The sequence below is a fragment of the Arthrobacter bambusae genome, from assembly GCF_022606295.1.
In the GTDB taxonomy this organism is placed as follows: Bacteria; Actinomycetota; Actinomycetes; order Actinomycetales; family Micrococcaceae; genus Arthrobacter; species Arthrobacter bambusae_A.
In genome coordinates this window covers 1-23,224 of sequence record NZ_JAHHZS010000020.1, presented here as the reverse complement: position 1 = coordinate 23,224, position 23,224 = coordinate 1, and the positions used below count along the sequence as shown (strand labels likewise).

Annotated in this window: 20 protein-coding genes and 1 riboswitch; of the genes, 12 read left to right on the top strand and 8 right to left on the bottom strand. The window is 64.3% G+C overall.

What is annotated here, in order from left to right:
• The first annotated feature begins 208 nt into the window (after nucleotides 1–208).
• Nucleotides 209–1,180, top strand: coding sequence for a hypothetical protein (locus tag KNN17_RS14440; RefSeq protein WP_241709722.1), 972 nt, complete (start codon nucleotides 209–211; stop codon nucleotides 1,178–1,180).
• 19 nt (nucleotides 1,181–1,199) lie between these two features.
• Nucleotides 1,200–1,350: riboswitch (cyclic di-AMP (ydaO/yuaA leader) on the bottom strand.
• A 262-nt stretch (nucleotides 1,351–1,612) separates the two neighbouring features.
• Here KNN17_RS14440 and KNN17_RS14435 read toward each other — a convergent pair.
• On the bottom strand, nucleotides 1,613–2,008 hold the full coding sequence (locus tag KNN17_RS14435; protein ID WP_241709721.1) for a helix-turn-helix domain-containing protein: 396 nt from the start codon (nucleotides 2,006–2,008) through the stop codon (nucleotides 1,613–1,615).
• Nucleotides 2,009–2,068: 60 nt separating this feature from the next.
• Here KNN17_RS14435 and KNN17_RS14430 point away from each other — a divergent pair, with 60 nt between their 5' ends.
• Nucleotides 2,069–2,845: a TetR/AcrR family transcriptional regulator gene (locus KNN17_RS14430; protein WP_241709720.1), complete on the top strand. Its 777-nt coding sequence runs from the start codon at nucleotides 2,069–2,071 to the stop codon at nucleotides 2,843–2,845.
• A 99-nt stretch (nucleotides 2,846–2,944) separates the two neighbouring features.
• Nucleotides 2,945–4,186, top strand: coding sequence for an acyl-CoA dehydrogenase family protein (locus KNN17_RS14425; protein ID WP_372489685.1), 1,242 nt, complete (start codon nucleotides 2,945–2,947; stop codon nucleotides 4,184–4,186).
• Between the two features lie 108 nt (nucleotides 4,187–4,294).
• Here KNN17_RS14425 and KNN17_RS14420 read toward each other — a convergent pair whose 3' ends face one another.
• The 3 genes from KNN17_RS14420 to ptsP all read right to left on the bottom strand — a co-directional run bounded on the left by KNN17_RS14420 (nucleotide 4,295) and on the right by ptsP (nucleotide 7,356).
• Nucleotides 4,295–5,260 carry a class I SAM-dependent methyltransferase gene (locus KNN17_RS14420; RefSeq protein WP_241709719.1) on the bottom strand — a complete coding sequence of 322 codons (966 nt, stop codon included), beginning with the start codon at nucleotides 5,258–5,260 and terminating at the stop codon, nucleotides 4,295–4,297.
• A gap of 89 nt (nucleotides 5,261–5,349) precedes the next feature.
• Nucleotides 5,350–5,628: an HPr family phosphocarrier protein gene (locus KNN17_RS14415; protein WP_241709718.1), complete on the bottom strand. Its 279-nt coding sequence runs from the start codon at nucleotides 5,626–5,628 to the stop codon at nucleotides 5,350–5,352.
• Nucleotides 5,629–5,667: 39 nt separating this feature from the next.
• Nucleotides 5,668–7,356, bottom strand: coding sequence for a phosphoenolpyruvate--protein phosphotransferase (gene ptsP, locus KNN17_RS14410; RefSeq protein ID WP_078107263.1), 1,689 nt, complete (start codon nucleotides 7,354–7,356; stop codon nucleotides 5,668–5,670).
• A gap of 117 nt (nucleotides 7,357–7,473) precedes the next feature.
• On the opposite strand from ptsP, the gene KNN17_RS14405 reads away from it, so the two are divergent.
• From KNN17_RS14405 to KNN17_RS14395, 3 genes are all read left to right on the top strand, one after another.
• Nucleotides 7,474–8,196, top strand: coding sequence for a TetR/AcrR family transcriptional regulator (locus tag KNN17_RS14405; RefSeq protein WP_241709717.1), 723 nt, complete (start codon nucleotides 7,474–7,476; stop codon nucleotides 8,194–8,196).
• 69 nt (nucleotides 8,197–8,265) lie between these two features.
• Entirely contained in the window at nucleotides 8,266–10,221 is a 1,956-nt protein-coding gene (locus KNN17_RS14400; RefSeq protein ID WP_241709716.1) for a PTS mannitol transporter subunit IICBA, read from the top strand.
• Entirely contained in the window at nucleotides 10,221–11,369 is a 1,149-nt protein-coding gene (locus KNN17_RS14395) for a mannitol-1-phosphate 5-dehydrogenase (RefSeq protein ID WP_241709715.1), read from the top strand. Before KNN17_RS14400 ends, KNN17_RS14395 begins: the two co-directional genes overlap by 1 nt.
• A gap of 87 nt (nucleotides 11,370–11,456) precedes the next feature.
• Here the strand turns inward: KNN17_RS14395 and KNN17_RS14390 are convergent, their stop codons facing one another.
• Complete coding sequence (locus KNN17_RS14390) at nucleotides 11,457–12,929, bottom strand: amino acid permease (RefSeq protein WP_078107267.1); 1,473 nt, start codon at nucleotides 12,927–12,929, stop codon at nucleotides 11,457–11,459.
• 158 nt (nucleotides 12,930–13,087) lie between these two features.
• On the opposite strand from KNN17_RS14390, the gene KNN17_RS14385 reads away from it, so the two are divergent.
• The 3 genes from KNN17_RS14385 to KNN17_RS14375 all read left to right on the top strand — a co-directional run bounded on the left by KNN17_RS14385 (nucleotide 13,088) and on the right by KNN17_RS14375 (nucleotide 15,376).
• A complete protein-coding gene (locus tag KNN17_RS14385) occupies nucleotides 13,088–13,591 on the top strand; it encodes a GNAT family N-acetyltransferase (protein WP_241709714.1) in 504 nt (167 codons plus the stop codon).
• Nucleotides 13,592–13,660: 69 nt separating this feature from the next.
• Nucleotides 13,661–14,107, top strand: a complete 447-nt coding sequence (locus tag KNN17_RS14380) for a MarR family winged helix-turn-helix transcriptional regulator (RefSeq protein WP_241709713.1) — start codon at nucleotides 13,661–13,663, stop codon at nucleotides 14,105–14,107.
• Between the two features lie 42 nt (nucleotides 14,108–14,149).
• Nucleotides 14,150–15,376 (top strand): MFS transporter, encoded by a 1,227-nt coding sequence (locus tag KNN17_RS14375; protein WP_241709712.1) that lies wholly within the window; start codon nucleotides 14,150–14,152, stop codon nucleotides 15,374–15,376.
• A gap of 80 nt (nucleotides 15,377–15,456) precedes the next feature.
• On the opposite strand, the gene KNN17_RS14370 is transcribed toward KNN17_RS14375, so the two are convergent.
• The 3 genes from KNN17_RS14370 to rraA form a co-directional block, all read right to left on the bottom strand.
• Nucleotides 15,457–16,920, bottom strand: a complete 1,464-nt coding sequence (locus tag KNN17_RS14370) for a sugar porter family MFS transporter (protein ID WP_241709711.1) — start codon at nucleotides 16,918–16,920, stop codon at nucleotides 15,457–15,459.
• 261 nt (nucleotides 16,921–17,181) lie between these two features.
• Nucleotides 17,182–18,834: an MDR family MFS transporter gene (locus KNN17_RS14365; protein ID WP_241709710.1), complete on the bottom strand. Its 1,653-nt coding sequence runs from the start codon at nucleotides 18,832–18,834 to the stop codon at nucleotides 17,182–17,184.
• A gap of 107 nt (nucleotides 18,835–18,941) precedes the next feature.
• Nucleotides 18,942–19,424, bottom strand: coding sequence for a ribonuclease E activity regulator RraA (gene rraA, locus KNN17_RS14360; RefSeq protein WP_241709709.1), 483 nt, complete (start codon nucleotides 19,422–19,424; stop codon nucleotides 18,942–18,944).
• 99 nt (nucleotides 19,425–19,523) lie between these two features.
• Between rraA and KNN17_RS14355 the strand changes: the two genes are divergently transcribed.
• The 3 genes from KNN17_RS14355 (at nucleotide 19,524) to KNN17_RS14345 (ending at nucleotide 23,010) form a co-directional block, all read left to right on the top strand.
• Entirely contained in the window at nucleotides 19,524–20,852 is a 1,329-nt protein-coding gene (locus KNN17_RS14355) for an MFS transporter (protein ID WP_241709708.1), read from the top strand.
• Nucleotides 20,853–20,974: 122 nt separating this feature from the next.
• A complete protein-coding gene (locus tag KNN17_RS14350) occupies nucleotides 20,975–21,577 on the top strand; it encodes a TetR/AcrR family transcriptional regulator (RefSeq protein WP_241709707.1) in 603 nt (200 codons plus the stop codon).
• A 239-nt stretch (nucleotides 21,578–21,816) separates the two neighbouring features.
• Nucleotides 21,817–23,010, top strand: a complete 1,194-nt coding sequence (locus tag KNN17_RS14345; protein ID WP_241709706.1) for an NAD(P)-dependent malic enzyme — start codon at nucleotides 21,817–21,819, stop codon at nucleotides 23,008–23,010.
• The last annotated feature ends 214 nt before the right edge of the window (nucleotides 23,011–23,224 follow it).

The following is a 23,224-nucleotide window of genomic DNA, read 5'->3' as shown; positions in this document are numbered from 1 at the left end:
CCCTGGCCTACTTGTTGAACTGCCTCGACTGAATGCTGCAGCGCCAGCGGTCCGGGCGGTACTGAAGCATCTGCGTACGGTTGCTTTGGCAGCATCGCCCATGCCACTCGACGGCAGGTGTTCGATGCTGTCCCATCCTCATTGCAGGACCCCGGTTGCAGCATCCAAAATCGACCCAAGATCAACGCCTGATTGGGTGGGTTGCGGCGTGGGAGCAGGACTGGGACTGGCCGGGGTCCGTGGCCTCCAAGAACCTGTTGGCGCGGGGGACGGCGTGTCAGTCTGCGTTGGAGTCGGGGCGGGGGTGGTCGGCCCGCCGGGAGCCGGGCTGGGCACAGGGGCAGGCTGGGCCGGAACCGGAACGGAAGGAACGGGCACCGGCGCGAGGCTCGGGGGCAATGCCGACGGGATCGCGGACGGGACCTGGACCGAAATCGATGGTCCCGGGACGCCCGACGGTTGGGCTGGGGCGGGTCCTTGCGGCGAATGTTGGGCGGGGTCCGCGGTGGTCTGGCCGGCCTTGGCGCTTGGGGTAGATGCCGAAGGTGATGCTGCGGCGCTGGGGGAAGCACTCGCCGTCGTGGAAGGGGCGCCGGACGGCGCGGAACCCTGGCTGTCCGTACTGGAAGCATCCTGCGCGCGGGATTCCTGGCCGAAAAAGGGCAGCTCAAGGGCTTGGCCCAGGGACCCGGCGGTCAACAAGATGCCTACGGCGCCTGCAACCACTGCCATGCGGTTGCTCATCGTCCGGATGCTGGCAGCTTTCTTGAGGACGGCGTGCGGTTCGTGGCTGAATGACGAGCCGGTAAACGAGGCCGGGCCGACGCCGGCGCGGGCTGCCGCCGGGAGTGCCGTTGTAGCTGCGCTCTCGGTCTTGGCTGGCTCGGCAGTCGAGGCGGCTGCTGTTGCGGCGGCCGCGGTCGCTGCAGCGATCGTCGCAGGAGCTACCGTCGGAATCGCTGCGGTTTCGTTGGCTTGGGCAGCGCGCTCGCGTTCGGCCGCGCGGGCGGCCGCACGCGTGGTGGGCACCGCCGTCGTCGGGGTTGCCGCGGGGGTGGGCTCCGGCGTCGAACTCAAAGGTTCAGAAGCGGGTGCCGCAACGAACGGTCCGCCGTCTTTGGCCCGACGACGTCCGGTTGGCTTGGTGCTCTCGCTCGGCACTTGGGCACGGCGAGGCTGATCCATGGTTGGGGACATGGTGATTGCCTCTCAACGCCTTCGAGGTTAGCTGTCGGGTTCGGACGAGGCCGTCCGGCCGCGCTTGGCGGCTTCACCCCAAGGGCCTGTGGAGAAATAGGCCCGGAGACTCTGGGTCCCCCGTCTCTGCCGCGGGTCTGGCGGATTCCGGGTTGCGGCAGAGCTCGGCGTCAACCCGGAAGCGGCCCGGTGGGGACTGGGTCGCCCCTCGACGGTACAACAGCCGGCATGCAAAGTCACATTTGGATAACGGGCTGGGTGACCGGTTTTTGTCGGCTCCGCCCCGCGATGAGTCCCGCGACGTCTTCGGCGACGCGCCCGACCCCGCCCACGAAGAACAGCCCCGTTCCACGGCGCCCGGCAGGTGAGCGGCCGGCCGTCCTCGTCCGCGGGAAGGCGCCCCTCGCCTAGCTTTCTACTTGTTGCTTTCCTCTTCTGCTGTGGCGGTCTTCTTCTGGGTTTCCAGCCACGCCATGATGTCCGCGAGCCTGATGCGGCGATGCGTGCCGCGGTATTCGACCGGGATTTCGCCACGGTCGGTCATGTTCCGCAGGTAGGTGTGCGATATTCCCGCGAGCTCAGCCGCCCGCGACGTCGTGAGCATTTCCTCGACGCTGCTGACGGTCACCGCTTCGCCCCGGCCGAGCCTGCCAAGGAGGTCGACGACGGCGTCCCTCGCCTCGTCCGGAAGGCGGTGGACTGTGCCGTCGACGAAGACGGTGATGTCGTTGCTGTCTTGGAGGGAGCGCGCCAGGTTCCGGGCGTCGTCCGCGGTCAAGCCAGGCGTCACGCGGGGAGCTATCAATGCCATGGCAGAAGCCTAGCCGCGCTCGGGGCCGTGCGGTTACGCCGCCGTGTTAGATTCACGCCTATGGTCAACTACCCCGCCAATCCGGATCCCGGCCCCGCCGTGTCCGCGGCAATCGAACTGCTGGTGCGGCAGGGCTACGACGCGACGTCCGTGGACGACCTCGCCGAAGCCGCCGGGATCAGCCGGAGCACGTTTTTCCGCAAGTTCGGTTCCAAAGAGGACATCGTTTTCGCCGATCACGACCGTATTCTCGCGCGGGTCCAGGAGTTCCTATCCGGAACGACGGCGGATCCGTTCCGTGCCGTCGTGGACGCGGCTCTCCTTGTCTTCAACCACCACGTGGGTAGTCGGGAAACTTCCCTGGCGCGTTACGAACTCCTCCATCGAGTGCCGGCCCTCCGTGACCGCGAACTGGTGATGACGCATCGCTATCAGCGGGCTTTTCGGGATCATCTTCTTTCCGCGTTGCCCGAAGGCGAAAGCCGGGAGGCCATGGCTGTGGCCTTTGCTGCTTCGGTGGTCGCGGTGCACAACAGCGTCCTGCGCCAATGGCTGCGGGCGGTTTCTGCCGGAGAACGCGCGGCGGGTGCGGAGCGCGTCGGGAGCGTGCAGCGCGAGGCGCGGGAAGCTGAGGCCCCCGGGTTGGCCGCCCGGCTCGGGCGCGAATTGGGTGCCTTGGCCGATACCTTTGCTCGTGCTTCAGCCGCCGAGACTGGTGGAGGGCCTGTCGGTGCGCCGCCCGCGGCAAGTGGGCGCCCCGCCGTCGTGGTTGCTGTCCTGGATCCGGCAGCGGGCACGGAAGAAATCCTTCAAGCGGTCCGGGATGCCCTGGCTTGATTCTTCCCTCGCTGACATCGAGTTCCTTGACATGAAACTGAGTGTCAGTGCATGCTGGGAGTCGCAGATCGCAGTCCAAAGCGAGGATTCCCCATGACGATGATGTCCGATAGCACTTCCGAGGAACTGGATGCTGGGTTCCCGGCCGGCACCATGGAGCCCGAATATGTCCTGAACGAATCCCTGGACCCGGATCCTGCCTCCGTTTTCAAGGACGTCAGCGGCGAAGACCGCGCTTACTGGAACCGTGCGCGGACTTTTGTGCAGGACGAAGTGCTCCCGGTCATCGCGGGGTACTGGGAGCGCGCTGAGTATCCGCTGCACCTGGTGAAGCGTCTCGGTGAGCTTGACCTCCTGCGCGATGGAATCGACGTCGACGGGTTCCCGGCCATGAGCAAAACCGCCGCCGGACTCGTCACGATGGAACTGAGCCGCGGGGACGGCTCCATCGGCACGGTGGTCGCGGTCCAGGGCGGATTGGCATTGCGGTCCGTGGCCGAATGCGGTTCCCCCGAGCAGCAGGCCCGTTGGCTTCCCGCGCTTTCCCGGGCCGAGGAATACGGCGCCTTCGCCCTGACCGAGCCGGCCCACGGCTCCGACTCTGTGGGACTCGAGGCGACAGCAACGGCCGTCGAGGGCGGCTTTGTGCTCAACGGTGAAAAGAAATGGATCGGCAACGGCTCGATCGGAGGCCTGACCGTCGTCTGGGCCCGTGGTGATGATGGGCAAGTTCACGGATACCTTGTCCCGCAGGATTCGCCCGGATATTCCGCCACGACCATCGACGGCAAGCTCTCACTCCGGGCCATCTGGCAGGCACACATCCGCCTCGAGAATGTCTTCGTCCCGACGGAAAACGTGCTCCCGGGCGCCCGGAGTTTCAAGGACACGGCCCGGGTGCTCCTGGCGACCCGGCTCGGAGTGGCTTGGTCCGCCGTCGGGCATGCCACTGCCTGCTACGAAACGGCGGTGCAGTATGCCGCCCAACGCCGGCAGTTCGGCCGCCCGCTGGCCGCTTCGCAGATTGTGCAGGAGCGCCTTGCCCGCATGCACTCCGAGCTTGCCACCATGCAGCTCATGGTCATGCAGATGACCAGGCTGGACGAGGAGGGCGTGCTGACTCCAGCACAGGCGGCGCTCGCGAAATTCACGTGCACCCGCACTGCCCGCAGCATCGCCTCGAACGCCCGCGATTTGCTCGGTGGCAACGGGATCTTGTTGGCCAACCGCGTGGCCCGGCATTTCGCCGACATCGAGGGCATCCATACCTACGAAGGCACAGAGACGGTTCAAGCGTTGATCATCGGGCGCTCGATCACGGGCATCTCCGCCTTCGCGTAGAGCGGCGTCCCGCACCGCGCCTCCTGAGACGCTCGCTCACCTATATGGCCAAAATCCCAGACGCGCGCTCGGATATGAGCCCAATCGGCGGAACGCCCGCTCAGATCATTACTCCACCACGGCGATCGCGAAGCCGCCCCACGCGCGTTTCTCGCGACCAAGTCCACGCTGTTCGAGGAGAGCCAACCCGTTGGACCGGAGAAGTTCGGCCAGGCGCTCCCGCGAAGGCGGTGTCCTGTCCACGCCGAACCTCAATGGCTCGCCCGCTGCGGTGGCCGCCGCCCGCCCGAATCGCCAATATGGCGTTCTCGATTCAAGGGCCTCGGTTGTGAAGTAGTCGAAGGCGAGCAAGCTCCCCGTGGCGCAACTCGCGACCTTCCGGAGCGTGTCCTCGATCGCGTTCCGGTCGAGGTACATCGTGACACCCTCCCAGAGGAAAAGCGCCGGACGCCCGACGTCGAACCCGGCGTCGACGAGTTTGGCGAGCCAATCATCCTTCTCGAAGTCCGCGGACACGAACGCTACCTTGTGCGTGTCGATTCCTGCCCTGTCGAGTATTTCGCGCTTGACCGCCTGCGTCCTTGCGGCATCTACCTCGAAGGAACTGACGGGCGTGTCCGGCGCGAGGCGGTACGGGCGTGTGTCGAAACCCGCGCCGAGGATGACCAATTGGTCGATCCCGGGAAGGGTGCGGTCTACCGCGCTGTCGAAGAACGTGACCCTCGCCGATGCCTCCGCTTGTGGAGGTATCTCGCCCTCAAAGGGGTAGCGGAACGTCTTCGGGACGAAACCCGTGACGCGGTGCGCGAAGACGGTCGGCCAGAATGCCAAACGCATGCCCAACCAGGGAACGCCGGGAAGCAGGGGCAACAACCGGATGGCGGCCTGGTCTTCGCGCACGCCGAATTTGTGCATCGCCCACCTCGCGGAGAGCGGGGCCTGCGCACTTGTCGACACGCCAGAAGGTCTCGCAGACAAAAGCTTTCCCACCCAGATCACATAGCCGAGTAGCGACACCGGGAGCAGCGCAATGCTGAGCGCATAGAACGCGACGGCGGCATCGGGCTTGCGCATTTTCGGTCCTTTTCGGCTCATCGACGGTAAGCGAGCCCCCCATCGGCGGGAGGCGCTCATAGGTGAGCGGGCGTTGGAAAAGAGGCCGCCTACTCGGCGTCGAGGTCGGTTTCCAGGAGTGTCACCAGGGAATCGAGGGCAGTGTCGGCGCCGTCGCCCTCCGCACGAAGCACCACGACGTCGCCCTTGGCCGCGCCGAGCGTCATGAGGGAAAGGATGCTGGCGGCGTCGAGCGCGTCGTCGGCAGCCGAACCGGCCATCGCGATGGTCACTTCAACCGGCGATTCTCCCGCGGCTTCGGCAAAAATTGCCGCGGGGCGGGCGTGCAATCCGGAGCGGCTGGCGATGGTGGCTGTGCGTTCGGGCATGGTTTCTCCTTGGGTTCAGGTAGGACAGTGCAGCCGGGCTCAGAGCCCGAGTTCCTCGAGGATCGGCAGTTTGGCACGGACCCAGGCCTTTGCGTCGAGCGCATCCGGTGCGCTGAGCGCCAGCCGGGCCAGCTCCTGCGCCTGTTCCAACGTCACCGTTTTGAGCACGGTTCCGACGGCGGCAAGCGACCGCGCGGTCATGGACAGCGTGGACACGCCCAGGCCAACAAGCACGACGGCGAGGGCCGGGTCCGCGGCAGCCTCACCGCAGACGCCAACGGGTTTGCCGCTGCCCTCTTCGACCGAGCCAGCCACGGTCAGCTGGACGAGGCGCAGGACGGCGGGCTGCCACGGGGTGTTGAGTTCGGCGAGGGGCCCGAGTTGCCGGTCGGCCGCCATGGCGTACTGCGTGAGGTCATTGGTGCCGAGGGACGCGAAACCCACGTGGCGCAGGACCGACGCCGAGGTCAATGCCGCCGAGGGAACTTCCACCATCACGCCGGGTTTTTTGATGCCCGCGGCATCGCACATCGACGCGAAATGGGCAGCCTCGGCCGCAGTCGAGATCATGGGCGCCATGACCCACACCTCGGCCTCTGTTTCGTCGGCCGCTATGGCGATTGCCTCGAGCTGGCGGTCCAAAACACCGGGTGTGGTGAAGTCGGTGCGGTAACCGCGCACGCCGAGGGCCGGGTTGGGTTCGGTGGCGTCGGTGAGGAAGGGAAGGGGCTTGTCGGCGCCCGCGTCGAGGGTCCGGAGCACCACTTTCTTGCCCGGGAACGCGTCGAATACGCCCCTGTACGCGGCGGCCTGTTCCAGCACGGTCGGTTCGGTGTCGCGTTCCAGGAAGCAGAATTCGGTGCGGAAAAGGCCCACGCCCTGGGCGCCCAGCGCCGCGGCCGCGGCAGCGTCCTTGGCTCCGCCGACGTTGGCGAGGAGGGGCACCAAGTGGCCGTCCGCCGTCGTGCCGTTTCCGTCAAAAGCCGCAAGGGTGGCGGCATTTTCGACCCACGCGAGGGCGGCCGCGCGCTGTTCTTCGCTGGGTTCGAGGGAGAGTGAGCCGGCTGCGCCGTCCACGAAGACTTCGGCGCCGTCAGGAATTTCGTCCACTCCGCGGGCCGCGACGACTGCGGGCAAGCCGAGCGAGCGCGCGATGATCGCGGTGTGGGACTGCGGTCCGCCGCCCGAGGTGACCAGTGCAGTCACGACGGCGGGGTCCAGCGTTGCGGTGTCGGCGGGTGCGAGGTCTTCGGCCACCAGGATGAACGGAGTGTCCGACGCCGGGATCCCCGGGGCGGGGACTCCGCGGAGTTCGGCGACGATCCGCGCGCGGACGTCCAGGACGTCGGTGGCGCGTTCGGCCATGTATCCGCCCAGGTTGTGGAGCATTTCGGAGACGGAGGCTCCGGCTTCCCAGATGGCGCGTTCGGCGGAGCTGCCGTTGTTGTTGATGAGCTTGGTGGCCGACTTCAGGAGCATGGTGTCCTTGGCCATGAGCGCCGTGGCTTCGAGCACCGCCTTGCCGTCGCCGCTGGCCTTGTCAGCCCGTGCTTTGAGCTCGTCGTGGACCGATTGGGCCGCCGCTTTCAGGCCAGCGACGGCGTCTTCCGCAGTGGTGGATGCGGCTAGCTGTTCGCCCGACGGCGGTTCGCTGACTGGTTTGGGCATCTGACGGATAGTGCCAATGACGCGGCCCGGGCTAACGCCTACTCCTTGGAAATTCTGCACTGAAATCCTCTGTTCCTGCTCTCGGATCGGACCCACCGGCTGCGGCGCCTCGGGGTCCGAAAAAATCTCCTGTGACTCACTTCATATAGCGTTGCTATAGGTGCTAGGGTAGCGGCTATGAGTTTCGATGACCAGCTTCCGCCCAAAACTCGGCTGCTCCGTGCAGCTGCCGAGTTGCTGGCGAATTCGGACGGGTCACCGGTCTCTACGCGCCAAATCACCAAACTTGCCGGCGTCACGGCGCCCACGCTTTACCACCACTTCGGCGACAAGGAGGGGCTGTTCGATGCCGTCGTTTCAGCCGGCTTCGAGGAGTACGTGGCGGGAGAGCGGGACTTCGCACCCTCTGGGGAACCCCTGGAGGACGTCCGCCGGATGTGGGACAACCACGTCCAGTTCGGACTTACCCAACCGCACCTTTACCTGGTGATGTTCGGCAACATCCGTCCGGAAAGCAGGCCGGCCATCGTGGCTGATGCCGAGTCGCTTCTGGAGGAGATGCTGAGCAAGGCGGCCATTGCCGGGCAGATCAACGTACCCCCGCGCGAGGCGGCCAGGAGCATCCTGGCGGCCAACGTCGGCGTCACGCTCATGCTCATTGCAGAGCCTTTGGAAGACCGGAACCTCGAACTTTCCACCATGACCCGGGATTCCATGATTTTCGCCGTGTCCACGGAAATTGCCCGTGGCGCCGCAGCAGACGACTCCGGCAAGTCGTCCGTTGTTGTTGCGGCAATCGCGCTGAATGCGGCACTCCAAGCCTCGCATTCAGACCAGCTATCCAGTTCGGAACTGAAGCTCTTCCTTGAATGGCTTCACCGTATCTCCAGCAGCTCCTAGAGCTGTCCTCCTTCGATAGATATCGACTGATCCCGCACTGATGCGGGGCTCACGTTAGGAATTCACACAATGGCAACAGCGTCAGTTGCGAAACCGCGCACCAGCGTGCGCGTTGGTGTCCAAAAGTTCGGAACGTTCCTATCGGGCATGATCATGCCCAACATCGGGGCCTTTATTGCATGGGGCATCATCACGGCCCTGTTCATCCCGGCAGGCTTCTTGCCCAATGCGGACCTGGCCAAACTCGTGGGCCCCATGATCACGTACCTGTTGCCGCTCTTGATTGGCTACACGGGCGGCCGGGCCGTTCACGGCATCCGCGGCGGCGTGGTGGGAGCCGTCGCCACCATGGGTGTGATTGTGGGTACGGATATCCCGATGTTCATCGGCGCCATGCTCATGGGCCCGCTCACGGCCTGGATCATGAAGAAGCTCGACAAGGTATGGGAAGGCCGGGTCAAGCCGGGCTTCGAGATGCTGATCGACAACTTCTCGGCAGGCATCGTCGGTGCCGCCCTGGCCATCTTCGGCATGCTGGTGATCGGTCCGGTAGTGAAGGCCTTCAGCGACGGTGCGAGCAACGTCGTCGAATTCCTGGTCCACAACGGACTCCTGCCGTTGACCAGCATCTTCATCGAACCCGCCAAGGTCCTTTTCCTCAACAACGCCGTCAACCACGGCATCCTCACTCCGCTCGGCACGGAACAAGCACTGCAAAACGGCAAGTCCATCCTGTTCCTGCTTGAGGCCAACCCCGGCCCGGGCGTCGGCGTCCTGCTCGCGTACATGATCTTCGGCAAGGGCCTGGCACGCGCTTCTGCTCCTGGCGCTGCGCTTATCCAGTTTGTCGGCGGCATCCACGAGATCTACTTCCCGTACATCCTCATGAAGCCGATCCTGATCCTCGCCACGATCGCAGGCGGCATGACCGGTATCTTCACCTTGGTGGTCACCGGTGCGGGCTTGCGCTCACCTGCAGCCCCGGGCAGCATCCTCGCGGTCTTTGCCGCAACAGCGAAAGACAGCTACTTCGGTGTGGCGCTCTCCGTCCTCCTCGCAGCCACGGTATCTTTCCTGATCGCCTCGGTGATCCTGCGGACCAGCAAGACCACCGATGTGGACGCGTTGGGCCAGGCAACGTCCAGGATGGAAGAGCTCAAGGGCAAGAAGAGTTCCGTTTCCTCCGCCCTCCTGGGCGCCGGTGGCGGTACCGCCGTCCTGACCCGTCCTATCCAGAACATCGTGTTCGCGTGCGACGCCGGCATGGGCTCCAGCGCCATGGGGGCCTCGGTCCTGCGCAACAAGATCAAGGCAGCCGGGTTCCCGGACGTCAAGGTCACCAATTCGGCCATTGCCAACCTCAGCGACACGTATGACGTCGTGGTCACGCACCAGGACCTGACAGAACGCGCCCGGCCGGTCACCTCCAGTGCCGTGCACGTCTCCGTGGACAACTTCATGAACAGTCCCCGGTACGAGGAGATCGTGGAACTGGTCAAGAGCAGCAACGCTGAGCCCGGGACTGAAGATTCGACGGCGGTTGCCGAACCGGCCGCCGGTGCCCACGCCGCCCAGCCTGCCGCCGCCGAGGGCAAAGATGTCCTGCTCCCCCAAAGCGTGATCCTCAATGGTTCCGCGACGGACCGTGACTCGGCCATCGACGAAGCCGGCAAGCTCCTGCTGGACCGCGGCTCCGTGGACATGGGCTACATTCACGCGATGCACGAGCGCGAGGAATCCGTGTCCACGTACATGGGCAGCTTCCTGGCCATCCCGCACGGCACCAATGCTGCCAAGGACCACATCCTGCACTCCGGTGTGTCGATCGTCCGCTACCCCGAGGGCATCGACTGGGGCGGCAAGCAGGTCAAGTTCGTCGTCGGCGTCGCCGGCATCAACAACGAGCACCTCCACATCCTGTCCTCCATCGCCAAGATCTTCACGGACAAGGCGCAAGTGGCCCAGCTCGAGCAGGCCACGTCGGTGCAGGAAGTGCTGGATCTGTTCGGAAAGGTCAACGCATAGTGAAGGCAGTCCATTTCGGGGCAGGGAACATCGGACGCGGATTCGTCGGCTTGCTGCTGCACGAGGCCGGATATGAGGTGGTCTTCGCCGATGTCGCGGAGGCCTTGATCAGCCAGCTCGCCTCCGCATCCTCCTATGAGGTCCACGAGGTCGGCGAGAACGCCGCCGTCAAGACCGTGTCCGGTTTCCGGGCCCTGAATTCGGGCACCGAAGAGGCTGCCGTCGTCGCGGAAATCGCGACGGCGGACCTCGTCACCACTGCAGTGGGGCCCCACATCCTCAAGTTCGTGGCACCGGTGATCGCGCGGGGCGTCGCCGGCCGCTCGCCGTTGTTGGCTCCGCTCCAGGTCATGGCCTGCGAGAACGCGATCAACGCCACGGACCTCCTGCACTCCGAAGTGGAAGCCGCGTGGGACGGTGCCGCCGGTGACCTTTCCTCCGCTGCTGTGTTTGCGAACACGGCGGTGGACAGGATTGTCCCCAACCAAGCGCCGGGCCAAGGCCTGGACGTGACTGTGGAGACCTTCTACGAGTGGGTGATCGACCGCACGCCCTTCGCCGGGGAGGCGCCGGTGATCCCGGGCGCGACCTTCGTGGACGAACTCGCTCCGTATATCGAACGGAAGCTGTTCACGGTCAACACGGGACATGCCTCGGCAGCGTACTTCGGCTATAGCGCCGGCTTGGAGAAGATCTCCGACGCCATGGCCGACGCCACCGTGGCCGCCCGGGTGCGGGCCGTGTTGGAGGAGACCAAGCAGCTTCTCGTGGCCAAACATGAGTTCGTCGAAGCAGAGCAGGAAGCGTACGTGCAGAAGATCCTGTCCCGCTTCACCAACCCGTACTTGCCGGACACGGTGAACCGGGTGGGCCGTGCTCCGCTCCGGAAGTTGGGCCGGCACGAACGGTTCATCGGGCCGGCCGCGGAACTCGCGGAGCGCGGAGTCACGCCGGTTGCCCTCCTCGATGCGATGGCCGCAGCCCTGCGTTTCGACGACGGCGCCGACGACGAAGCCGTGGAACTCTCCCGGATGCTTTCCGAGATGGACGCCGCCGAGGCGGTCGAGCGCATTACCGACCTGCCGCCGTCGCATCCGTTGTTCCCGCAGGTGCTGAAGCTGATCGAAGACCGCAAGGCCGAGTCCTAGGCTTTTCCCGGACGCTCGCTCACCCTCCTTCACATGAATGATGTGAAGGAGGGTTTCGGGTTTTGCCGTTATATGTGAGCGGGCGTCCTAGCGGGCGGCGGTGTCGACGGCGGTCGTCTCGGATTCGGCCATGGCTTTCCACTCTGCCACGCGGGCCTGGTGCAGCGGCGACTTCCGGACCAGGGCGTAGGCCACGGCGAGGATCGCGAACCAGATGGGCGTGACGAGCAGGGCCGTGAGGGTGTCCGGCTGGGTCGTCAGGGCCCAAACCAGGAAGCCGAAGAAGGCGAAGACCACCCACACCATCACGATCCCGCCGGGCATCTTGAAGGTCGATGCCTCGTGCAGCTGGGGCCGGCGCTTCCGGAAAACGAGGTAGCTCGCCAGGATGATGGACCATACGAACATGAAGCAGACCGCGGAGACCGTGGTGACCATGTCGAAGGCTGCTCCAATGTCCTTGCCCGCGTAGAGCAGGGCGACGCCGCCAAGGAGCAGCACGCAGGACAGAAACAGGGCGTTCTGCGGGACTTTGCGGCTCGAGAGGCGGCCGAACAATTTGGGGGCATCGCCGTCGTTGGCTAGGCCAAACACCATGCGCGACGTCGAGTAGATACCCGAGTTGGCCGAGGACATGGCAGAGGTCAGCACCACGAGGTTCACCACGGTGGCCGCGATGCCCAGTCCGGCCAGGGAGAACATGGCGATGAACGGGCTGTGGCCGGCCTTGAATTCCGTCCACGGGATGACGGACATCAGGATGATGAGCGCGCCGACATAGAACAGCATGACGCGGACCGGGATGGCGTTGATGGCGCGGGGCAGGTTGTGCTCCGGGTTTTTGGTCTCGGCCGCGGCGGTGCCCACCAGTTCGATGCCGACGAACGCGAAGACCGCGATCTGGAAGCCGGCAACGAACCCCATGAATTCCTTGGGGAAGAAGCCGCCGTGGCTCCAGAGATTGGTCAAGCTGGCGGCTCCGGCGTCGGACGTGAAGCCGGTGGAGATCATGACGATACCCACGATGATCAAAGCGGCGATGGCAACGATCTTGATGAGGGCGAACCAGAACTCAGTCTCGCCGAAGGCCTTCACCGTGGGGAGGTTCAGGAGGAGCAGGATGGCGATGGTCGCGAGGCCCGGAATCCAGAGCGGCACCCCCGGCCAGAGCTCATTTGCGTAGCCCGCGATGGCGATTACATCGGCCACTCCGGTTACCACCCAGCAGAACCAATAGGTCCAGCCGGTGAAGAAGCCCGCCCAAGGACCAAGCAGGTCGCCGGCGAAGTCGCTGAAGGACTTGTAGTTCAGGTTGGACAGCAGGAGCTGGCCCATGGCGCGCATGACGAAGAACAGCATGAAGCCGATGATCATGTACACGAAGATCACTGACGGGCCGGCGACGGAGATGGTCTTTCCGGAGCCCATGAACAGGCCCGTGCCGATGGCGCCGCCGATGGCAAGCAACTGGATGTGGCGGTTGCTCAGTGAGCGCGCCAGATGCGGCTCGCTGTCTTTGCTGGAGGCTGTGCGGTGCCCCGTTGTTGTCTGGTGAGACATATCTGTATCCTTCGGGTGATTCGCCGCATGGTGACGTGGCTAACAAATCTGCTAGTCCAAAGTAACTTGAAGCATCCAATAATTTGTGATTGATCGTTTCACCCAGAATTCATGAAAGCGCGTAAAACGAATCTTCCAGCTTGTGTCAGGCTGGTGCTATGAGTCACACAAATCCAGGGGTGAAGCCGCTGTTGAGCATGGTTCTGGACGAAGGAGTCTTCACGCTCCGCCGGGCACACTGGGAGGACCTGCCCGCCATTCTCAGATTGCTCGCCGCGGATCAGTTGGGCAGCTCCCGTGAAAATGCCGACGATGTCGGACCCTATCTGCAGGCGTTTCAGCAGATCAATGAGGATCCGGCCCAACTGTTGGTGGTCGGCCATTTGAATGGCGCTTGCGTGGCGACTTTCCAGCTGAGTTTCATCCCGGGTTTGGCTCGGAAGGGCTCATTGCGCTGCCTGATCGAGGCCGTGCGCGTCGCCGCAGAGTTGCGGGACCATGGCGTCGGGGCGGCCATGATGCAGTGGGCCATCGAAGAGGCTCGGAACCGCGGCTGCACCCTGGTCCAGCTCACCAGCGACAAGTCCCGCACGGATGCCCACCGCTTCTATGAGCGGCTTGGTTTCGTGGCCAGTCACGAGGGAATGAAGCTCGCGCTGTAGCGCCGGAGAGCGCAAAGGGAAATGCTTATCCTTGATATTTAGGTAACCTAACTGTTAGGATACCTAAGTATGAACGACAATCAAGCTGACGAAGCGCTCCTCGCCCTCGCCCAATCATTCCGGGAAGCCTTGCGGCAGAGCGTCTATGTGATGCGCCGCCTCGATTCCGAGGAGCAACTCAGCTCCGCCCAGCTTGGCGTCCTCAAGATGGCGCTCGACGGCGCTGCCCGCGTCGGAGGGATCGCCCGGAACCTGGGGGTCAAGGTCCCCAGCGCCACCGAGCAGATCATCAAGCTTGAGCGCGCGGGCCTCGTCAAACGGGAAGCGGATCCGGACGACTCCCGTGCCGTCCGCGTCGCCGCGACCGCGGCGGGACGTGCCGCCGTCGAGAACGCAGACCGCCGCCGCAACGAATTCATCGCCGGGATCCTCGGAACGCTGAGCGAAGCAGAACGCCACGCCGTGGAAGCCGCACTTCCGGTGTTCGACAAGATCAACCACTCAGTCCAGTACTGAACAAACCCAACTGAAGAAGCCCAAGAACTAGGAGAGCAGTCCATGAAAGGCCAGCTCGCAGAGCAACTGCAGCCAGCGGAAGAAACCCTCGAGGCCGAGAAGGCTTCGTTCCTCAAGCAACCCAAAGCTGTCTGGGCCACGGCGATTGCCGCCGTCTTCGCCTTCATGGGTATCGGCCTGGTGGACCCGATCCTGCCGGCCATCGCCAAGAACCTCCAGGCCAGCCCCAGCCAGGTGTCGTTGCTCTTCACGAGCTACTTCCTGGTGACCGCGGTCGCGATGCTCGTGACCGGTTTCGTCTCGTCGCGGATCGGCGGCAAAAAGACGCTGATGATCGGCCTGGCCCTGATTGTCGTTTTCGCCTCGCTGTCCGGCTTGTCCGGAAGCGTGGGTGAGCTGGTCGGATTCCGCGCTGGTTGGGGACTTGGCAACGCTCTCTTCGTGGCCACCGCGCTCGCAGTGATTGTCGGCGTCGCAAGCGGTGGAACCGGAACCGCGATTATTCTTTACGAAGCCGCCCTTGGCCTGGGCATTTCCCTCGGCCCCTTGCTCGGCGCGCTGCTCGGCGGCTGGCAGTGGCGCGCACCGTTCTTCGGCACCGCGGTCCTCATGGCCGTCTCCTTCATCGCCTTGCTGGCCCTGCTGCCCAAGACGCCGAAGCCGGCCACGAAGGCCCGTTTGCGTGACCCGCTCCTCGCCCTGGGCCACAAAGGCCTTCGCACCACTGCGGCCAGTGCCCTGTTCTACAACTACGGCTTCTTCACGATCCTTGCCTTCACGCCCTTCATCCTGGGAATGGACGCCTACGGTATCGGTGCCGTGTTCTTCGGTTGGGGCGTAGCCGTGGCCGTGTTCTCGGTCTTCGTCGCACCCCTGCTGCAGCGTCGCTTCGGCACCACCAACGTCCTGGTCGGCACACTCGGGGCGCTTTTGCTGGACCTCGTAGGGCTGGGACTGGCTGCGGGGCACTCGGTGACTGCCGTCGTCGTGCTCGTCATTGTGGCGGGCGCCCTGCTGGGCATCAACAACACGCTGTACACCGAACTGGCCATGGAGGTCTCCGATTCGCCGCGTCCCGTGGCCTCGGCCGGGTACAACTTTGTGCGCTGGATGGGCGGCGCGCTGGCTCCGTTTGTCGCTGCGCAGCTGGGCGAGCACTTCGGTCCCCAGGTCCCGTTCTTCGCTGCCGCCGTCGCCCTCGGGTTCGCGATCCTCGTAGCCGCAAGTGGCCGCCGATACCTGAAGTCGCACGAACCGCACCTCGTGTAGGCGGCCCCAATCAGCTCGCAGTTGTTGTCGTTATGAGCCTCCAAAACGACAACAACTGCGAGTCACTTGGGCCCGGGAGGCTACTTGGGTTCCGTGACCGCGAACTCCGCGGGCTTGGAGCCCTTCGGGACGAACAAGGTGTCGGCCTGCTCGAGGGACATGCCGTTCGTTTCGGGCACCTTGAACATGACAAAGAAGAACGACGCCGCGGCGAACAGTGCGTACATGCCGTAAGTCAGCGGCAGCGAACCGGCCGCCATGACCGGGAAGCTCAAAGTGACCGCGAAGTTGGCGATCCACTGGGCTGCAGCGGCCAGGCCCAGCGCGCGGGCACGGATGCGTGAGGGGAAGATCTCTCCCAGGAGCACCCACACCAACGGTCCCCACGAAGCTCCGAAGCTCACCACGAACACGTTGGCTGCTACCAGGGCAACCGGACCCCAGGCTCCGGTCAAGGACACCGAGGATCCCGACCCGGTGGCGGAGGAGAAGGCCAACGCCATGGCGCCAAGGGACACGGCCATCCCGATCGAGCCCGCGAGCAGGATGGGCCGCCGGCCGATGCGGTCCACGAGTGCGATGGCCACGAGGGTCACCAGGATGTTGGTGACGGACGTTGCCACCGAGATGGTCAGGGAGTCCTGCTCGTGGAAGCCGACTGCTTTCCACAGGGTGGTGGAGTAGTAGAAGATCACGTTGATGCCGACGAATTGCTGCAGCACGGACAGGATGATGCCGATCCACACCACGGGTTGCAGGCCGAAGGCCTTTCCACGCAGCGAGCCCTTCTTGGTGGAGAGCTCGTCCTCCTTGATCGAGTCGCGGATCTCGCGGATGTGGCGTTCGGTGTCGTCGCCGGGCATCAGGGTGTCGAAGATTTTGCGTGCGGTATCTTCCTTGCCGTTGAGGACCAGGAAGCGCGGGGACTCAGGCAGCCGGAAGGCGATCACGCCGTATACCGCGGCGGGCACGGCGCAGGCGATGAACATCCAGCGCCACGCCTCAATGCCGAGCCACAACGCATGGTGGGCGCTTCCCGCAGAGTTTGCCAGGACGGCGTCGGACAGCAGGGCCGCGAAAATACCGGTGGTGATCGCTAGCTGCTGCAACGATGCGAGCCGGCCACGGACCCGGCGCGGGGAGATTTCAGAGATGTAGGCCGGCGCGATCACGGAGGCGAGGCCGATGCCGAGGCCGCCAACCAAGCGCCAGAAGACCAGGTCCCAGATGCCGAAAGCCAAGCCCGTCCCGATGGAACTGACCAGGAAGAGAGCGGCGCCCAGCTTCATGGCGGGGATGCGGCCGTATCGGTCGGCCACCTTGCCCGCGAGATAGGCCCCTGCTGCACAGCCGAGCAACGCGACCGCCACAGCGAGGCCAGTGACGGCCTCGCTCAGCATGAATTCGTCCTTCATCGCATCGACGGCCCCATTGACGACGGAGGAATCGAAGCCGAAGAGGAAACCGCCTACCGCCCCGGCAACGGCCAGGCCGATTACCTTGCGTGGGACGCCGGAGCGGCTGTCTGAGCTGGAATCGGGCATGGCTCTCCCTTGGGAAAATTTGTGGACTGTGCGGCGCGGTCCTCGTCGGCGCCTGGTTCCGACGGGGACGTCGGGGCACTCGCGCTACACAGTGTGGCACGCTGCCAGCGTGACTTCCAGTCAACGCGGCCGGCCACGCAGGAGGTGTCACGCCACGCAGACTTTTGCGCCGCCGTCGGACGCTTGCCCGCACGAACACTGGAAACGACAACGGCAGGCAGTCCAAAAGACTGCCTGCCGTGGCGCGGTTCGAGATATTGCCTAGTGGGCCGAAACGGACTCTTTCGCAGCCGTCTTCGGATCCGTCAGCTTCTTGTTCGGCAAAGCGAACGTGATGAGGAACGCGAGGCCGGTGAGGGCCGCGGCGGTCAGCATCACGGTGTCGATCGACTGTGCGAAGCCTTCAAGGATGGGGCGCGTGAGCGCCGGGTTTGCATGGTGCAGCCAGCTGGTGTCGTTCAGCGAATCGTTCGTGGCGCCGTTCTTGAAGAAGTCGTACAGCTTCGCGTTGGCGGGATCCGCAGCAACCGCGGGATCCTTGAGCACCTTGAGGTAATCGGCGCTGCCCATGGCGTCCTTCATGCCCGAGGCGATCTTGTCGGCGGCCAGGCTGAAGAGCATCGAGATGAACACGGCGGTTCCCACGGCACCGCCCATGGAACGGAAGAACGCAGCGGTAGACGTGCCCACGCCCATGTCCTTCGACGGCACGGAGACCTGCATGGCCAGGGTGAGCGGCTGCATGCAGAAGCCCAGGCCCATGCCGAAGAACACGGCGATCAGGCCGGGGACCCAGAGTCCGGTGTCCACGCCGAGGGACAGTCCCATGACGATGGCAGCCGCGGTCAGGATGCCCGTGCCGAGGATCGGGAAGATCCGGAAAACGCCCGACGACGAGATGGTACGGCCCGCTGTAATGGAACCGAAGAGGATGCCCACCGTGAAGGTGATCATCATGAGGCCGGCCTCGGTGGGAGTGAGGCCCTTGACCAGCTGGAGGTACATCGGGAGCATCGCGATGGCCCCGAACATGCCGATACCAATGATGAAGTTCAGGAGGGAAGACAAGCCGAACGTGATGTTCCTGAAGAGCCGCAGGGGGATCAGCGCGTAGTCCCCGGCACGCCGCTCAACCAGCAGGAACGCGATGATGCCGATGACGCCCAGCCCGTAGCAGATCCACGAGTTGCCGGAGGTCCAGCCCCAGCTGCGGCCTTGTTCGGCCACGAGGAGCAGCGGAACGATGGCCAGCGTGATGGCTCCTGCGCCCCAGTAGTCGATCTTCTGCTTGACGTGCTTCGCGGGCAGGTGCAGGTAGAAGAACACCACGGCCAGTGCGGCCAGGCCGATGGGCAGGTTGATGAAGAAGACCCAGCGCCAGCCGTCGAAGCCAAGGATGTTGGCCGAGCCTGCGAAAGCACCGCCGACCACGGGGCCGAGGACCGAGGAAACGCCGAAGACGGACATGAAGTAGCCCTGGTACTTGGCACGATCCTTCAGGGCAACGATGTCGCCGATGATGGTCAGCGCGAGGGCCAGCAGACCGCCGGCGCCCATACCCTGGATGCCGCGGGCGATGGCCAGCTCGGTCATGGAGTGCACGGAACCGGCGTACAAGGAGCCCGCGAGGAAGATCAGGATCGCGGCCAGGTAGAGCGGACGGCGCCCGAAGATGTCGCTGAGCTTGCCGTACAGCGGGGTGGTTACCGTGGATGTGATGAGGTAGGCCGTAGTGGCCCACGCCTGCAGGGACAGGCCGTCGAGGTCGTTGGCGATGGTGTAAATGGACGTGGACACGATGGTCTGGTCCAGGGAGGACAGGAACATGCCGAGCATGAGGCCCACCATGACGGTGAGCGTCTGACGGTGTGTCAGGACCTCTCCGGCGGCCCGCACAGGCGTGGCTTTGGACATTGCTTCTCCAAGGGTGGATGAAAAGGGGACTAAGCAGGATAGTTGCTTTCAGTAACTATCCTAATGGCTCCTCTATTCCCTGTCTTACCCGATTGGAGAGAAATATGTCACCGTTCCACGAGAATCCCGTCGGGATCGCAGTAGATCAGGTTGCCGGGTTCGATGTGAACTCCATCAATCAGCAGCGCGATGTCCACTTCGCCGCGGCCCACTTTGGAGCTCTTCTTGGGGTTGCTCCCGAGGGCCTTGACGCCCAACGGCAGCCTCGCGATCGCCACGCGATCGCGGATGGCACCATTGATCACGACGCCGGACCAGCCGTTCGCGACGGCGCTCTCGGCGATCATGTCCCCCATGAGAGCCGTGCGCAGCGAGCCGTAGCCGTCCACCACCAGCACGGCGCCTTCGCCGGGGGTCGCCAGAACCGCCTTCACCAAGGCATTGTCCTCAAAGCACTTGATGGTGCGAACGGGGCCGTTGAAGTGCGAGACGCCGCCGAGGTCCTGGAACTGCAGTGATATCGACTCAACATCCTCGGCACGCTCGTCGTATAAATCTGCGGTGTTGATGGGGTTCGCTGGGCTGTTCATCGTTGATCCTCCTCGGTCCGTTGGAGTTACCCTAACGTGCGCGGACGTGCCTTGGCGCTAGGCTGAATTCACACGTCCAGACGCCAGGGGAGAACCGTCATGAGCCCGTCCGATCCGCCCGGTTCCCTGCCTGAGGGACCGGTGACGGATCCTGCCCTCGATCCTGCGCGAACACACGGCCCGACGACGGCGCTCGCCGAGCCCGTGGAGCGCGTCCGCTCGCTGTGGGTCACCGGAGTGGTGCTCGTCAATGTGGGCATCAACGCCGCTTTCTTCGGGCCCATCCAGGTGTTGCTCGGACAGCAGGCCATCCACTTTGACGAAGGACAGAAGGAAGCCATCCTTGCGCTTGTCACGGGATGCGGCGCCGCGGTATCGATGGTTGCGAATCCCCTTTTCGGAGCGTTCAGCGATCGCACTACGTCACGCCTTGGGCGACGCGTTCCGTGGGTACTCTTCGGTGCCATCCTCGGCACCGCAGCCTTGGTGGCCCTGGCGGGCGCTCCCAATGTGGCGGTCATGACCATTCTGTGGTGCCTTGTCCAGGCCGGCTGTAACGGAGCCTATGCGGCTATCACAGCTGCTATTCCGGATCGAGTACCAGTTCCTCAGCGCGGCGCGGTCGGCGGGCTCGCGGCTATGGGGCAGACCGTGGGCATTCTCGCGGGCGCGGTGATTGCTTCCGTGGTTTCCGGGAACTTTGCCCTAGGTTACATCGTGTGCGCTGCCGCGCTGCTGGCCGGGGTCGTGCTCTATCTATTCAAGAATGACGACGTGCCTCTCGTTCGGGAGGCCAGGCCACCGTTCAAACTCTGGACATTCGTCAAGGGGTTCTGGATCTCGCCCGTCAAGTACCCGGACTTCGCGTGGGCCTGGCTGACGAGGTTCCTGGTCAATGTCGGCAACCACATGGTCACGTTGTACTTGCTGTTCTTCCTCAAGGATGCCGTGCACCTCGAGGAAGCGCAGGGGATCAAGCCGGAGTTCGGCGTCCTTATCCTGACGGGCCTGTATGCCGTCATGGTGATCATCACCAGCGTGGTGGGCGGTGCCATCAGCGACCGCATGGGCAAACGCAAACCGTTGGTCATTGTCTCGTCCGTCGTCATCTCGATAGCCGCGTTGATCCTCGCGTTCGAACCCACGTGGACAGGGGCCATTGCGGGTGCCGTGGTGCTTGGCGTGGGCTTCGGTGCGTATCTGGCGGTCGACTTCGCCCTCATTACCCAAGTGCTGCCTGCGGCGTTGGACCGGGGCAGAGACCTTGGGGTCATCAACGTGGCCAACTCTTTGCCGCAAGTGATTGCGCCGGCAATTGCCTCCGTCTTCGTTGTGTTCTGGGGTGGCTACGTTTCGCTGTACGTGGCCGCAGCTGTCGTCGGTCTGCTGGGTGCCGTATTCGTTGTGAAGATCAAGGGCGTTGCGTAGCCTCCGGGAATCGGTTCTCAGGGAACTGACAACTTGCTGCCGTATCATTGTCAGGACGCGCTCGGTCTTTGGGGGGCCGCGCAATCTCCCCGAACGAAGCCCAAACCAACAGAACGCCGGAAATGTCCGAACCGAACTCCTTGGAACCGTATTCGCTGGATCTGGCCGCGGGGTTGCCCCAAATGGCGGCTGCTCCCACGACGCCGAGACAGCTATTGCGCTACGCCCGGATACTGAAGACTGCCGCCGGATTCGCCCAGCGCCAGTTCGATACTGTGAGCCTTTCCGACGTCTCCACCAGGGCCCACGTTCCGCTCGGGACGCTCTACCGATACTTTCCGTCCACGGTTCACCTGATGCTTGCCGTCTACCGGCAGCAGCTGCGGGAACTCAACGACTCCAAGCCGGCGTCTTCGAGGTGCAGCCAGCAAGAGCTCACGGGTCTCGGGATGGAGATTTTCCACATGCGGGTCATGCAACCCGCCGTCGAGCATTGCTTGTCCCGCACGTGGGATACCCGCGATGGCGACATCCCCGTGCTCTTGCGGGATATCGAAGCGCTCTCGGCCGAGATGGTGGCTGCTGCGATCGGTGACGCTGGGAGGGCCCGGATTCTGCTCCACGTCGTCAGTGGTCTGGTCCAGTCCGTCAACTGCCGCCGGATCTCACTTTTCGACGCGGAGAAGGACCTCAAGAACGCCTGCAAGTTGATTGCGGACGCGTAGCTTTTACGGGAATCAACGTAATTGGTCTAGACCACTACGACCAAAAGTATGAGTTTATGGCTGGATGTCTCTAGTCTTCCTATCAAGCCCTTGTCTACGAAGACAGGAGCCAAGCGGCTAGCAGCCCATATCCGCAGGAGCTTCACAGCACGGACCAGCCACCCTTGGTCCGGCACCGAAGCCTCTATACCTGCCCGAATTGTGCCGTGGGTTCACGGCTAGCCTGAGGAGACAACGACGTGTCCGTCGAGACCATCACCCCTGAACAGAATCTGACTGCCCTGGCGCTGAGCGAAGAGGAAATCTTCGCCGCCCACGAAGGCGGCAAGCTCTCCGTTTCCAGCACCGTGCCGCTCTTGAACAAGCGGGATCTTTCCATTGCGTACACCCCCGGCGTCGCCGAGGTGAGCCGCGCGATCCACGCCAACCCTGAGCTTGCACGGACGCACACGTGGGCCGAGCGCCTCGTGGTGGTCGTTAGCGACGGTACCGCCGTCCTGGGCCTGGGCGACATCGGACCCAGCGCCTCCCTCCCGGTCATGGAAGGGAAATCGGCGCTGTTCAAGGCCTTCGGCGATCTCGACTCCATCCCCTTGGTCCTCAACACCACCAACGTGGACGAAATCATCGAGACCCTGGTCCGCCTGCGTCCCAGCTTCGGCGCCGTCAACCTCGAAGACATCTCCGCGCCCCGCTGCTTCGAACTCGAAGAGCGCCTCATCGAAGCCCTCGACTGCCCCGTCATGCACGATGACCAGCACGGCACCGCCGTCGTGGTTCTCGCAGCATTGACGAATGCCGCAAAGGTGACCGGCCGCGAACTTGAGGGACTGAAAGTTGTGGTGTCCGGTGCGGGCGCCGCGGGCATCGCCGTCTCCGAGATCCTGCTGACCGCTGGCGTCAAGGACGTCGTCCTTCTGGATTCCAAGGGCGTGATCAACGCGGAGCGCGCGGACCTCGTGGCCGACTCGGGCAGCGTCAAGGCCCGCTTCGCCCAGCGGACCAACCCCCGCGGCCTTTCCGGAGGACCCGCAGAGGCCCTGAACGGCGCCGACGTGTTCATCGGCGTTTCCTCGTCCAAGCTGGCCGAGGAACACTTGAAGCTCATGAACCAGGATTCGATCGTGTTCGCGCTGTCCAACCCGGACCCCGAAGTCCTGCCGGAGGTCGCCGTGAAGTACGCGGCCGTCGTGGCCACTGGCCGCAGCGACTTCCCGAACCAGATCAACAACGTCCTGGCCTTCCCCGGGATTTTCCGCGGAGCCTTGGACGCCGGGGCACGTCGGATCACTCCGGCCATGAAGATCGCCGCGGCCCGCGCCATCGCCGCCCTCGCCGAGGAAGAACTCTCCGCCGATTACATCGTGCCCAGCCCGTTGGACCCCCGCGTCGCTCCTGCAGTCACGGCGGCGGTTGCCGCGGCGGCTGAATAGCGCGCGCGCAATACCCGAAGAGCCGACGACGGCGACGCTTCCGTGCTGGGAAGCGTCGCCGTCGTTTTTTTGTTCCGAAGTGCGGGATATGTGAGCGAGCGTTGGTTCCGGCAAACGCTCGCTCACCTTTGGGGCCGTTTGAACAAACGCTCGCTCACCTCTGGGGCCGTTTGAACAAACGCTCCCTCACCTTTGGGACCGTTTGAACGAACGC

Excerpts from the sequence above, each read along its gene's own strand:
- KNN17_RS14425 (WP_372489685.1), top strand. The coding sequence starts at position 2,945 with ATGATGTCCGATAGCACTTCCGAGGAACTGGATGCTGGGTTCCCGGCC.
- KNN17_RS14430 (WP_241709720.1), top strand. The coding sequence starts at position 2,069 with ATGGTCAACTACCCCGCCAATCCGGATCCCGGCCCCGCCGTGTCCGCG.
- KNN17_RS14385 (WP_241709714.1), top strand. The coding sequence starts at position 13,088 with ATGAGTCACACAAATCCAGGGGTGAAGCCGCTGTTGAGCATGGTTCTG.
- KNN17_RS14405 (WP_241709717.1), top strand. The coding sequence starts at position 7,474 with ATGAGTTTCGATGACCAGCTTCCGCCCAAAACTCGGCTGCTCCGTGCA.
- KNN17_RS14350 (WP_241709707.1), top strand. The coding sequence starts at position 20,975 with ATGTCCGAACCGAACTCCTTGGAACCGTATTCGCTGGATCTGGCCGCG.
- KNN17_RS14375 (WP_241709712.1), top strand. The coding sequence starts at position 14,150 with ATGAAAGGCCAGCTCGCAGAGCAACTGCAGCCAGCGGAAGAAACCCTC.
- rraA (WP_241709709.1), bottom strand. The coding sequence starts at position 19,424 with ATGAACAGCCCAGCGAACCCCATCAACACCGCAGATTTATACGACGAG.
- KNN17_RS14415 (WP_241709718.1), bottom strand. The coding sequence starts at position 5,628 with ATGCCCGAACGCACAGCCACCATCGCCAGCCGCTCCGGATTGCACGCC.
- KNN17_RS14380 (WP_241709713.1), top strand. The coding sequence starts at position 13,661 with ATGAACGACAATCAAGCTGACGAAGCGCTCCTCGCCCTCGCCCAATCA.
- KNN17_RS14370 (WP_241709711.1), bottom strand. The coding sequence starts at position 16,920 with ATGCCCGATTCCAGCTCAGACAGCCGCTCCGGCGTCCCACGCAAGGTA.
- KNN17_RS14420 (WP_241709719.1), bottom strand. The coding sequence starts at position 5,260 with ATGCGCAAGCCCGATGCCGCCGTCGCGTTCTATGCGCTCAGCATTGCG.
- KNN17_RS14390 (WP_078107267.1), bottom strand. The coding sequence starts at position 12,929 with ATGTCTCACCAGACAACAACGGGGCACCGCACAGCCTCCAGCAAAGAC.
- KNN17_RS14355 (WP_241709708.1), top strand. The coding sequence starts at position 19,524 with ATGAGCCCGTCCGATCCGCCCGGTTCCCTGCCTGAGGGACCGGTGACG.
- KNN17_RS14365 (WP_241709710.1), bottom strand. The coding sequence starts at position 18,834 with ATGTCCAAAGCCACGCCTGTGCGGGCCGCCGGAGAGGTCCTGACACAC.
- KNN17_RS14400 (WP_241709716.1), top strand. The coding sequence starts at position 8,266 with ATGGCAACAGCGTCAGTTGCGAAACCGCGCACCAGCGTGCGCGTTGGT.
- KNN17_RS14435 (WP_241709721.1), bottom strand. The coding sequence starts at position 2,008 with ATGGCATTGATAGCTCCCCGCGTGACGCCTGGCTTGACCGCGGACGAC.